This is a genomic window from Asticcacaulis excentricus CB 48, assembly GCF_000175215.2.
Taxonomy (GTDB): domain Bacteria; phylum Pseudomonadota; class Alphaproteobacteria; order Caulobacterales; family Caulobacteraceae; genus Asticcacaulis; species Asticcacaulis excentricus.
On sequence record NC_014816.1, the window covers coordinates 606,163 to 618,150 of the forward strand.

11 protein-coding genes and 1 tRNA gene are annotated in these 11,988 nt (G+C 57.0%); 6 read left to right on the forward strand and 6 right to left on the reverse strand.

The annotated features are described in order from the left end of the window. The first annotated feature begins 18 nt into the window (after positions 1-18). From ASTEX_RS02820 to ASTEX_RS02840, 5 genes are all read left to right on the forward strand, one after another. Positions 19-663 (forward strand): hypothetical protein, encoded by a 645-nt coding sequence (locus ASTEX_RS02820; RefSeq protein ID WP_013478093.1) that lies wholly within the window; start codon positions 19-21, stop codon positions 661-663. Between the two features lie 74 nt (positions 664-737). Then, entirely contained in the window at positions 738-3,671 is a 2,934-nt protein-coding gene (locus ASTEX_RS02825; protein WP_013478094.1) for a CHAT domain-containing tetratricopeptide repeat protein, read from the forward strand. Between the two features lie 82 nt (positions 3,672-3,753). Next, the gene (locus ASTEX_RS02830; protein ID WP_013478095.1) at positions 3,754-4,455 is read left to right on the forward strand and encodes a response regulator transcription factor; all 702 of its coding nucleotides are present in this window, start codon (positions 3,754-3,756) and stop codon (positions 4,453-4,455) included. Continuing rightward, positions 4,452-5,831 carry a sensor histidine kinase gene (locus ASTEX_RS02835; RefSeq protein ID WP_013478096.1) on the forward strand — a complete coding sequence of 460 codons (1,380 nt, stop codon included), beginning with the start codon at positions 4,452-4,454 and terminating at the stop codon, positions 5,829-5,831. Before ASTEX_RS02830 ends, ASTEX_RS02835 begins: the two co-directional genes overlap by 4 nt. After that, positions 5,828-6,370 carry a hypothetical protein gene (locus ASTEX_RS02840; protein ID WP_049781588.1) on the forward strand — a complete coding sequence of 181 codons (543 nt, stop codon included), beginning with the start codon at positions 5,828-5,830 and terminating at the stop codon, positions 6,368-6,370. The genes ASTEX_RS02835 and ASTEX_RS02840 overlap by 4 nt, the downstream gene beginning before the upstream one ends. On the opposite strand, the gene ASTEX_RS02845 is transcribed toward ASTEX_RS02840, so the two are convergent. The 6 genes from ASTEX_RS02845 to ASTEX_RS02870 all read right to left on the reverse strand — a co-directional run bounded on the left by ASTEX_RS02845 (position 6,367) and on the right by ASTEX_RS02870 (position 11,138). Then, complete coding sequence (locus ASTEX_RS02845) at positions 6,367-6,810, reverse strand: hypothetical protein (RefSeq protein ID WP_013478098.1); 444 nt, start codon at positions 6,808-6,810, stop codon at positions 6,367-6,369. The two genes, ASTEX_RS02840 and ASTEX_RS02845, sit on opposite strands and share 4 nt — an antisense overlap. A gap of 450 nt (positions 6,811-7,260) precedes the next feature. After that, complete coding sequence (locus ASTEX_RS02850) at positions 7,261-7,542, reverse strand: type II toxin-antitoxin system RelE/ParE family toxin (protein ID WP_013478099.1); 282 nt, start codon at positions 7,540-7,542, stop codon at positions 7,261-7,263. Next, entirely contained in the window at positions 7,529-7,825 is a 297-nt protein-coding gene (locus ASTEX_RS02855) for a type II toxin-antitoxin system RelB/DinJ family antitoxin (RefSeq protein ID WP_013478100.1), read from the reverse strand. Before ASTEX_RS02855 ends, ASTEX_RS02850 begins: the two co-directional genes overlap by 14 nt. 328 nt (positions 7,826-8,153) lie before the next feature. Continuing rightward, a complete protein-coding gene (gltX, locus tag ASTEX_RS02860) occupies positions 8,154-9,827 on the reverse strand; it encodes a glutamate--tRNA ligase (RefSeq protein ID WP_013478101.1) in 1,674 nt (557 codons plus the stop codon). Positions 9,828-9,945: 118 nt separating this feature from the next. Further along, positions 9,946-10,022: transfer RNA gene (locus ASTEX_RS02865), tRNA-Met, on the reverse strand. A gap of 87 nt (positions 10,023-10,109) precedes the next feature. Next, entirely contained in the window at positions 10,110-11,138 is a 1,029-nt protein-coding gene (locus tag ASTEX_RS02870; protein ID WP_013478102.1) for a glycosyltransferase, read from the reverse strand. Positions 11,139-11,468: 330 nt separating this feature from the next. On the opposite strand from ASTEX_RS02870, the gene ASTEX_RS02875 reads away from it, so the two are divergent. Beyond that, entirely contained in the window at positions 11,469-11,960 is a 492-nt protein-coding gene (locus ASTEX_RS02875) for an Lrp/AsnC family transcriptional regulator (RefSeq protein ID WP_013478103.1), read from the forward strand. The last annotated feature ends 28 nt before the right edge of the window (positions 11,961-11,988 follow it).

An 11,988-nucleotide genomic window follows, 5' to 3' on the forward strand; every position in this document is an offset into this window, starting at 1 on the left:
CCCACCTGGATTTGATAGATGCGCTTCTCCTCCGCCGTTGCCTCCGTATGCGGTCTCTTCGCTGGCGCCCTGGTGCTTGTGCTTGCGACATCGGGCGAGGTGAAGGGGCAGACAAGTCCAAGCCCCGTAGGCGAAGATAGGGCGTTGGATTGCGCGGCGGCGCTTGCGGGGGTTGCGCTGGCTTTCAAGCTAAACGAGCCCGATAAGTTGCCGCCGATTATGGCCGATCTTGAAGCGTGGATCGGAAAGCTCGGCAAATCGCGTCAGGGCGAAATCGTTCCACACTTCAAAAAGATGGATGCGCAGTATGGCTCACACTGGTCGATAGATACTGCCATCTCGTGTCGTAATGAACTGCATAACGCCACCCCGGCCCAATGCCTTCAGGTCATCAAGGAACGGCAGGACCAGGCCATATGGTATTTCAAGGCCGCCGCTGAACAAGCCAAACTGGGACGCGCCATCGGCGGGCACATAGGGTATGCCGAGCAGGACATTAGGCTTGGCTGTAAACATATCGATTATGCCCGGGCGTGGCTGCGTGAGAAAAACTGCGATGCCCGAAGTATCGAAGTTATGGAGGAAACATGGCGCAACTACGTGCTGGATGTCCCCGGAGAGAAGGGCAGTGCACGCCTTGCCTGTATCGGAAATGGTAACTAAAGGCGCACTTGCCAATACCCGTGTTACTGCGGCAAGGTGCACTGAGGGACGAAAGGCGAGGGGAGTGGGATACCATGATTAGACAGAAGGTCGGGCCATGGATTTTGACGGCCGCGTTGATGCTCGTCCCCGGCGTGAGCGCCGCAGCCAAGGCTCCTGGGCAGCCAGGTTCTAAAGCGCAGGCGTCAAAGTCACAGACCTTGAGGCCGGCCTTATATCAGAACGATCTTCATAAGCGCATTCAGTCCGCCTATGACGCTACCCCACCTAGTGACGCCAAAGAGGAGCTTGCGGCCCTTGAACCTCTTATGCAGGAGGCCAGAGCGGCAAAAGCAATCGACCCCAATGACTTCGCCAATCTGTCGCTCATCTATGCTCTGGCTCTCTATCACAATGAGCGCGTAAAAGACGCCTCCGACACCATCGCCGAGGCCCTTACAGTCTATGAACGGGCAGGCTTTGGCGACACGGCGCAGCTTTCTGATCTATTGAAAAATCAGGCGGTTTACCTCAATGCGTCCGGACGCCCTGACGCGGCCATCGAAATGCAGAAACGTGCCCTTGAGGTCATTTCGCGGCGCGGAGGGGCCGACGGTCAGCAGGCCGGCTCAATTCTGGCTTCCATGGCCTTTGCGTACACGAAGACCGGCCGTTTACAGGACGCGCTTAAGACCTATGAGCGCGCTATGGCCCGAATGACGGCGGAAAACGGCATGGCCGGCTCCTACAGCGGCCATCTTGGCAACTATGCCGGACAGCTAAGCTATGTCGGGGATTATGATCGTGCCGTCGAAATGAGCCAGAGGTCTCTTGAGGTCGCTTTAAAAAACCTACCTGAGAATAATCGGGCCGTGCGATGGGCCTACTCAAAACTTGGCGATCAGCTCAGTGATCTCGGCCGCAATACCGAGGCGGAAATCTACTCGCGTAAGGCTTTGGAACTGGCCGTCGCCCACACTGGAAAGGTGTCTTCGGAAAGTGGCGCATTTGGCTATAATCTTTCGCGCGTGCTTCATCGCATGGGCCGAACCGAAGAAGCTGAAGCGCTCGCGCTCAATGCCCTTGAGGTGGTGAAACAAAAGCCGCCGGTCAACACACCTGATACGATTGGCATCGTATGGATGGAACTGGGCGATCTGGCTTTTGAACGGGGAGATCTGGAGCAGGCTGAGGCGCGGTTTCGTCAGGGCCTCTTAGCCATCGAACCCTTGGGCAATCGCGGCGTGGTTACGCGCTTTGCCATTCACACCCGCTTATCTAGCCTGCTGTTGGTTCAGGGTCGTCTGGATGCAGCGCTTGAGACCTTAGGGCCGGCTCTGCCCTATTATCGCAAAGAATATCCCCTCCACGCCAAGGCGCGCCTTGACGCTGAAATGCTCGAGGCCTTGATCCTTTCGCGTCAAGGTCAGGCCGAAAAGGCGTTTGACCTCGCTCGCCCCCTCGGAGAAGCGATGCGCGAGCGTCTCCTCAGCGCGCAGCTTACTGTGCGGGAACGGGCCGAACTGGCCGAGGTCTACCGCAACAATTTCGCCCGGTTTGCCGATATTGCGTTGAGTGCCGGACAGTTAGGCATCGCATTTGATGCGGTGCAACTGGCGGGGTTTTCCGAGAACGCGGTGAACGCCCATATGATCGCCCGCCGGGCCAGCTTGCCTAACCCAAGAACACAGGCGCTGTTTGCTGACCTTGAAGCTACTCAGGCCCTGATCTTCCGGCTGGAGCGCGAGCGCGCATTTGCGCTTGGTAAATCCGACGAAGTGGTCGCGGAGGTCCAGACGCAACTCGATCATGCCCGGCAATCGCTTGTGTCGCTAAATGCGGCTTTGGACTTAGAAGTCCCTGAGTTCAAGGATCTGATGCAGCCAAGTCCTATGCCGCTTGAGATCGCCAGAGCCCGTCTGCGATCTAACGAGGCGCTGCTGATGCCGGTGTCGGTCGACGATCAGCTCATCACAATGGTGCTGACGCCGAAAGGCCTGATCTATGACATTGCGCCGATTAGCCGCTCGGGGGTCAGGACCTATGTAGAAAACCTTCGTCTTAGCCTCAAGTCTGGCGAAACCGGTGGCGCCTTTGACGAGGTCGCCGCCCTAGGCCTCGGGCAGGCGATTTTCACTGATCGCAATATGCGGGCTCTCAAAGGCATCGAAGATGTGGCCATATTGGGCGCGGGGCCCGTCATGCGCGTACCATTTGCACTTTTGTTGACCAGATCGGGAGGCGCAACCCCGGCCTATGCCATCAAACGTTTCGGTTTTTCCGTCAAGCCGGCCCTTTTGATGAGACCTGCGCCGGGAGCTCTTTCATCTGGATTTGCCGGTATAGGCGCGCCGGTCCTCGGACCTGAAGCCCCGACCGTTGACCTCCCCGCAACGCAGGCTCTATTCAGGGGGGGCAAAGTCGATGCCGATCTCATACGCCTGTTGCCGAGCCTCCCGATGGCCCGATTTGAGCTTCAACGGTTACAGACCGCGCTCAATGAACCGAATAATCTCTTGATCATTGGCGATGAGGCAAATGAGTCGAGAGTAAAGGCGGCAGCACTCGACCGATATGGCATAGTTGCTTTTGCGACCCACGGCTTGTTGGGCGGCGATTTAAAGTCGTTGAGCGAGCCTGCGCTCGTTCTCACACCTCCTGAAAAGGCAACGGCCGATGACGACGGCCTTTTGACCGCTTCGGAGGTCGCCGGTCTTAAACTGAATGCGCAATGGGTTATACTTTCGGCGTGTAATTCCGGGGCCGAACGAGAAGCCGGGGCTGGGGTCTATTCGGGTCTAGCCCAGGGCTTTATTCAGGCTGGAGGGCGCAATCTTCTGGTCTCTCTCTGGCCGGTGCGTGATGACGTCGCCGAGCACTTAAGCGTCGAGACGGTTAGGTTCCATAAGCGGGGGCTGTCGAAGCCGCAGGCATTGCGGCGTGCCATGCTGAATCTGATGAGAAACCCGCGCGTCGATAGTGCTAGCCAGCCCGTTATCTGGGCGCCTTTCTCACTGATTTCTCAATGATCCTGACAGGGTTTGTAAATTGCCTACCTGCTCTTTCTTGCTCTAATTTCCTATTTGTGTGAACAGCCTAAAGAGTACATCTATGCCGCCTTCGTCCATATTGTTGATCGAAGATGAACCCGAAGGGGCGGCGATCGTCGGTGAAGCCCTGACCCGGGAGGGCTATGAGGTCGTCTGGCGCGCGACGGCGTCAGCTGGCCTCAGCGAGGCCGGGCTAGGTCAGCATCACCTGATCATACTCGACCGGATGCTTGGCAATACTGATGGCTTAAACGTTCTCACAACCCTTCGCGAGGCCGGGATAACCACACCCATTCTGGTACTGTCGGCCCTGGCGCGCAGTGAAAACCGTATCGACGGGCTTGACAGCGGGGCAGATGACTATCTTGGCAAACCTTTTGAACCTAAGGAGCTTCTTGCTCGGGTTCGCGCTCTGATCCGCCGCTCGCAGAACCGCATGCATAGCGCCATACTAATCTACGGCGATCTGGAACTGCACGTTAAGTCGCGCACGGCGCATCGCGCCGGGCGACATTTGGCCTTAAGTCCTAAAGAGTTCGAAATTCTCAAGCTCCTGATGGAACACGCGGGGGATGTGGTTACACGCGACATGTTGTTGCAGAAGGTGTGGAGGCTCAATTTCGACCCGCAGACGAATGTCATTGACGTCAACATGAGCCGTCTTAGAAATCGCCTTGAAGACGGTTTTGAACAACCCGTGCTGGAGACCGTCAGAGGGATAGGGTTTCGCCTGATCTGTCCCGTCAGCGAGGCGAACCTTTGAGCCGGCTGCACGTCTATCACTCACTGGCGCTGGGGGTAGCACTCAAGGTCGCCGCGGCGACCGCCGTGGTGGGCGCCTTGTTATTCGGCGCCATTTATCAAGGGCTTGCCCATCAGGGGCGTAGCGCGCTTCTGGGAGCGATTGATACGGATATTGCCGGTTTGGTCGACATCTACGCTGGTCAGGGACGTGAAGGACTAATTCTGCGTCTGAAAGAACGGCTAGATGTCGCACCGGCTATATCTGAAACCCCCTATTACCGTTTGACGGATTCTCAACAAGAGGTTCTAGTCGCAAACCTTCCAGCTCTGCCGGCGATTAATCCAGCCACCTCCCCGACCTTCAGTATGCGTCTCTCTGACCCGCCGGTGGCCGTACAGTTGCGCGCTACACGGCTTCGAGACGGTCTGATCCTTGCCGTTGGCCGATCGGAGCAGAGGCTTGAGGCCTCCCTTACCCAGCTCCAACTTATGTTTGGCGGGGCACTGCTTGTTATGGTGTCCGCGGCGTTTGTGATCGGCGGCCTTGCAAGCCTGAGCCTTCGACGTCGGATTTCCGCCATGAACACCCTGTTTGAAAACCTGATCGGCCCGTCTCCCGTGGCTGTAAACGGCTCATTTAACGGCGATGAAGTCAGCTATCTGGAAACCAATATTCGGGATGCTGCGACACGTATTGAGCGTCTGCTAAGCGCTCAGCGCGACATCAGCGACCATGTCGCGCATGAAATGCGCACGCCATTGATGCTTCTGGAGAACAGGTTGCGGCTGGCGATGGAAAAAGTGGTCAGTCCAGACGTCTTGGCGTCGCTTCAGGCGGCCAGCGACCAGACGCATTCCCTATTGCAGCTTCTGGATGCTCTGCTGGATATCGCCTCTGCTGAGGCCCAGAGAGGCGACCTTAAAGGGCTTGGCGATATCAGTCTGTCAGAGGTCAGCCGATCTATATGTGAGCTTTATGCGGCCAGCGCGGAAGAGGCGGGTCTCAAACTGATTTGCGAGATCGAGGATGATGTCACCATGCGTGCCGACGCTATGCAAATCTCACGGCTTCTCGTGAACCTTCTCGACAATGCGTTCAAGTACGGAGCGTCCGGAGAATTCATTCGCCTTAAAGTCTCTTCAGGTCCCGCGATTGAGATTGAGGACGATGGGCCGGGGGTGGCAAAGGCTGATAGGATCAGAATATTTGAACGCTATGGCAGAGGGGGGGCTGATCACAGCCGTCGCGGGCACGGTCTCGGGTTGGCGCTTACCCGCGCCATCGCTGCCCGTTATGGACTCGATGTGAGGCTTGAGGATGGAGCCTCTGGGGGTGCACGGTTCATTGTCTCGCCAGAAGTCACCAATCCAAATGCTGCGGGGAAGACGTCATGAAATCCATTTTACTTGCAGGCCTTCTCATAACCGGGGGGAGCCAAACTCCATTGGATCAGCTGGCAACGGCGTTACGTGCTGGGTTTGAGGCTGAGGATAAAGGCGATGGCGAGGCTCTTATGCAGGCTGCAGTTACGCTCAGGAAAATCGGCGCACGGCCCATTGAGGGCGAACCCGATTTGGCTAACCTGTGGGCCGAACGTGCCAGATTATTAGGAACGAAAGAGACAAAATTACCGCTTTGGCGTGGGCGAGTGTTAGGCCCGGCTTATCGCTATGGCGAATTGGCGGCTAACGCGCGCTTTAGGACGCGACAAAGCTTCATTGCTGGACAGAAGGCAAATGTCGTCGTCGAGCCACAGGGTGGTGTAAAGCTTGAACTGGCTGTAAGCGACGATACGGGGGCACCGGTTTGTCAGGTCAGTGCCTCATCTAAATCCTTAGGCTGTCAGTGGGTGCCGACCTTCACGGGCACCAACGACATCGATATTGTCAACATTGAAAACCGCCCCGTAAGGTTTTATCTAATCTTGAATTAAGTGGTCCCGGTAATGATTTTGAGAAGCGACTTAATCAGGGCCAAGGTTTCGTTGTTTTTCTTAAGACAGGCGATCTCACCCTCGTCCTCGCTTTGGGTCGGCATATTCATGTAGGTTCGCCAGCAACTTTCCTTGTCTTTGCATTCTGAGGTAAAAGTTGCGTCCTGAGAGGCGATGAAATTGTTGCTCAGTTTTTCGTCCGCGCCCATGGCACTGAATAAGACGACGGTCATCTCCTTAGCCTTGTCATAGGTTTCCGGCCCAATAACACCCTGACACTTATAGGAGGTCTCCAGCAGATCGTGCGTCGATAGAACCAACAATTCCGCGGCTTTCTCTTCGGATACTGTCAATGCGGGTTCGGCGGCGAATACCGCTGGAGACACAGCTATCAGAGCCGCCACTAGGCAGCGCGAAAAGGAAGATCGGTTTAGTTGCATGGAAATGTCCTTGGCTAACAGGCTTCGAAGGCTTGGGTGTCGGAATCTCTGCCTGGTCAAGATATGGCGAAAACAAAGTGCAACTGAAAACGATGCCCATAAATCGGGCTTTGGTTCCGACTTTGGGAGTTTGGGGAATAAATGTTCACAAGTCCCGTTACAAACACCGTTAGGGATGCGAATGCACATGCCATTTGAACCGTGGGCAGTGAGCGGGCGGCTTGTGATTTAACAAATTCGCGTTGGCTTCCTAAACCTTGAGTGCGAACGCCACCCATGACGAGCGATGACGCTCAGGTATCGTGCGGTCACGGTCGCTACGTGATTTAAGCCGAAGTTGGCCGGACATCAAACTCGGCTCCCGCTTTTGGGAAAGAATTGCAAACCGCCACTTTCGCGGTTCCATTTCCGGTCAGGGCGCAGCTCCGACAAGGATTCGGGTTTCAGATTTCAGGTTTCAGGCCATTGTCGTGCGGTATGGAGCACTCTCAGAGTCGATATCTTCTCAGCGTCGAAAGTGTATATTACTACGTAGATGGGACGAACCGTCATTTCGCGTGTTTCCGATACTCTGCCCAGTCGAAACAACTTTAGCCGATGTTGGAGTTTCGCTACCTTGGTCTCGATGATATCTTTCAAGCGCTGCGCGGCATCTGGATTATTGTCAGAGATGTAATCGATTATCGCGAGAAGGTCTGCGCGCGCCGCCGAACGCCATTCAAGCGCCAGCACGACGCTTCCTATCAATAAGAGCTTGGGCTTCGTTCATCACCTGCTGATGATTGATGCCGGGACCTTCGTCCTCAAGAGCTTCATAGACCTTCGCTCTAAACCACTCATCATAGGCTTCTGGTGAAGTCATGAGACCAGCTGGCAGCCCGCCGTACTTTGCTTCACGAGTGAGCAAGATGCGTGCGGCATCGGAGATGGTTAGCCCGAAGTCAGCGAGTTTCTCAGCGGCAGCCGCTTTAAGTTCGTCGTCGATTCGAACGTGAAGCATGGAAGTCTGGGCCATAGAAGCCTCCTCTCGCATTGCGCGTATGTCTCTCAATTGAGAGACGCGCAACTCATTTGGCGATTGTATCTGATCATAGACAATTGAACTTTTCGCGACGTCGCCGATGGTCGATGATGGCCGAACAGTTGATTTTCGCCTAAGCTTAAGCCTGTGTGTTTGCCGGGGGGTGACCCAACCCTACCCTTATCGGGTAACGGGTTCATCGCCAAAACGAGGGTCACGGTGAAATGAAAATCTCGACCTTCAAGGGGTCATTTTCTGGTGAGACTCAACAGGCACACCGTCACAGGTGGGCCTTCTGGGGGAGCCATATGCGCCAGACGCTTCAAACCCGCGTCAAGCGTTTCACGACGCGTTCGCGGCCCATGGCAGACATGACCTCATGCAGGTCGGGCGTTTGCGGCTGGCCCAGTAGCAGGACGCGGAAGATCTTGGCGACGTCGGCGACGGTGCCTTTGTAGAGTTCCGGATTGCGCTTGTAATCCCCGGCTTTTTCGGCAAAGCCGCGTTCGCGGGCAATGGTTTTGACCTTATCGAACCAAGCGTCCTTGTTGTCGGCTTCGTCATAGATGCTGAGGAAGTCGCTCACGATCTCACGCACCTCTTCGGCCGTGCGATTGCCGAGAACGCTCAGCGCGTCTTCCGCGGTCGAGGTAAATTCGGAGTCGAAGAAGGGCGCCATCAGGGCTTTGGCGTCCTGCCATTTGGCGATGTCCTTGCGCGCGTTCGGACCGCCGCGCTCGATCGACAGGATGGCGATGGCGTAGGCCTTTTCGGCCTCCAGTACCGCCGCGAAGTGTGCGTCGTGGGTTTTGGCCCATTCGACGATCTGCGCATAGACCGCTTCGGCGCTCAGGCGGGCTACGATGTCGCGGCTAATGTTATCGAGCTTGGTAAAGTCGAACAGTGGTCCGTTGCTCTTGGCCAGACGCTCGAACGACAGCGGGAAGCTGCGGTAATCTGCAGTGGGGTTTTCCTTGCGCCAGTCTTCGAAATTGGAGTTGGCGAGGTTGAGCAGATATTCGATCAGGGCAGCGGGCGGATAGCCGTGATCCATGAAATAGATGACGCTGGCCTCAGGGTCCTTGCGCTTGCTTAGCTTGCGCTTGGAAGACCCGTCGAGCTTGTTGATCGGCGCGATATGGGCATAGGTCGGTGGTGCCCAGCCCAGCGACTGAAACAGTTGCAGGTGCGTCGGCAGCGAGGCCAGCCACTCATCGCCGCGGATGACGTGGGTGGTGCGCATCAGGTGATCATCGACGGCGTGCGCCAGGTGGTAGGTCGGCAGGCGATCGGACTTCATGATGACGATGTCCTGATCGCTTTCGGGGAAGGTGCGATCACCGAAGATCAGATCGGTAACGGCGACCTTTTCAGCCGGATTGCCGGGCGAGCGGAAGCGGATCACATACGGTTTGCCAGCTTTGAGGGCCTCAAGCGCCTCTTCAAGCGATTTGTGACGCCAGATGGCCCACTCGCCGTAATAGCCGGGAGCTACGCTGCGCAGTTGCTGTCGCGTGCGGAGTTCATCCAGTTCCTCGGGCGAGCAGAAGCACGGATAGGCTTTGCCTTCACGCATCAGGTGGCGGACATAGGCCTGATAGAGGCTCATGCGGGCGCTTTGGGTGTAAGGACCGTAGGCGCCGTGTTCTACGCCCTGAACGTCACGGCCTTCGTTGACCACGACGCCGAAGTGCTCAAAAGCGCTGGAGATGAAGTCCGTGGCACCTTCGACCTCACGTTTTTTGTCGGTGTCTTCGATACGCAGGAAGAAGACGCCGCCGCTTTGCTGCGCGAAGCGTTCCGAGAGCAGGCCGACATAGAGGGTGCCGATGTGCATCATACCCGTTGGGCTCGGGCCGACACGGGTGACCATGGCCCCTTGCGGAAGGTCGCGCGGGGGGTAGCGGGCTTCCAGCTCGGCCGGCGTCGGCAGGGCGTCCGGGAAGATCAGGTCGATCACTTCGGCCAGTAGCTCGGAATTGTGTGCAGGGGTCATGGTCTTCTAAAAATCAAGAGGCGCAACGAGGAGCGGGTAGTTACATCACATTCAGTATGATGGCTACCCTGTGAGGCGCTAGGGGGCGCGGGGAAACAAGGATTTTTTGAAGCAGAGGTGGTGGTTGGAGGCGGGATCGAACCGCCGACCTGCGGGTTATGAATCCGCCGCTCTAACCATCTGAGCTACCCAACCAGCCGGGTTTCCGCAGGCGGAAAACGTCCACGCCTTGGGAAGGCGCCCGCTATATCCAAATTGAGGCGGGGGTTCAAGTGCGCTTTTTCAGTTTTCCGGCTCAAACTGGTTGATAAGGCTTTTGAGGCGCGTTTGACCCGCAATCAGGCCGTAGGTTTCCAGCGCGTGGGCCTGCGCGTGGCAGGCGCGGTCGAGCACGGGCAGCCAGTCCTGCATCAAAGCCTCAAGGGCGTCAGCCAGAGCGTCCGGGTCTTCGGGTGGGATCAGGGTGGCCAGTTCGCCGTCCCGCAGGATATGTCGTGGCCCGTCGATCCGCGTGGAGACGATGGGAACGCCAGCGGCCATGGCTTCAGCCACCACCAATCCGAACGGCTCAACACGCGACGATAGGACGAACAGGTCGAGCGACGCCACAAAATCATCTGCGGGCTCAATCCAGCCTGTTAGGGTGACACGATCTTCCAGCTTCAGTTCCGTGATCAGGGTGTTTAGCGCCGCCTTTTCCGGGCCGTCTCCGGCGATCAGCAGGGACAATTCTGTGCCGCGGTCGCGCAGCTGGCCAATAGCGCGGATCAGCACGTCAAACCCTTTGTTGACATGTAGCCGCCCGAGCGAGCCTATTCGCGGGCGATCGAGGGGGAAGGTCTTGACCGGGTGCATGACCAGAGCGGTGAAGTTTTCCAGCATGTGCGTGTCCAGGCGCGGATAACGGGCGGTAATGGCCGCCTGAACGGCGGGAGACACGGCAATGGCGGTGCGCAGTTTGGTCAGGCTCGGCTTGAAGCGGAAATTGTGCACTACCCCCAGGCTCTGACGACCCAGCCCGGCCATCGGATGCCCGGCCAGAGCGATGGCGCGGTTGCCGTGGGCGATGACCAGTGAGGCCTGAAAGCGTTTGGCCAGGGCTTTCAGGCTCAGGGCCGCCAGCGGGTCACCGGTAAAGCCGCTGTTGAGGCGGGCGAACTGTTCGGGTTTGATCTTTTCGGCCAGCACGCCCTTGGCGTGACCGACGCTCAGCACCTCAAAGCCTTCAGCCACCAGCGCCTCGTGATATCGCACGGCCATTCTCTCCAGCCCGCCGCGTCCCTTGGCCAGCATCAGATTGAGAATACGCATGAGTGGCTCCCTTTGCCCCGGTTTACTCTTCCCAGCGCCCAGCGCAAAGCCCCCGCGACACAAAGGGGCGGTTTTCTTGTAATTGCTCGCAGTTTTGGCATTGGCGCACAGACGTGGCTAGACCGCAGCTTTTCATGCCATTGTTTTGTTGAATAATTTTCCGATTGAGCCTCTATCATGTAGCCTCATGATACCGCGAGTGGCCAATCCCGAGAGCCATTACGATTTCTCGTCGAACAAAGGCTGGGGAGGCGGAATAAGGGTGGATTTTTTTGCAAAATGCGCTTTTATGGAAATGTCTTTTCATAAAATGCAAGCGAGGGGGCAAGGGTGTCCGCTGATATCGATGAACTGGATGCGCGGATACTGACTCTGGTGCAGGAAGATGCCAACCTGTCGGTGGCCGAGATCGCCGAGAAGGTCAATCTGTCGCCCTCACCGTGCTGGCGACGTTTGAAACGGCTGGAAGACATCGGGGTTATCCGCAAACGCGTGACGCTGCTGGAGCCCGATCAGCTGGGGCTGGGGTTTGAGGTCTATGCGGCGGTCAAACTGTCCCTCCCGTCGCGTGATAACCTCGAAGCCTTTGAAGCAAGGTTGGCCGAGTGGCCGGAAATCGTCTCTTGCGCCACGGTGACCGGCCGTGAAGATTATATGCTGCGTATCGTGACGCGCGATATGCACGCCTATGACGATTTCATGCGCGACAAATTATTGGCCTCTGACCTCGTTTCCGCCATAGAAAGTCGTATCGTCATTCGCTCTGTGAAAACCACGACGGCCTTGCCGTTGAAACTTGTCGTCCCTGGAGCCGAAGGCTAGTTTCCGGTCAGGGCGTACTGACGAGAGA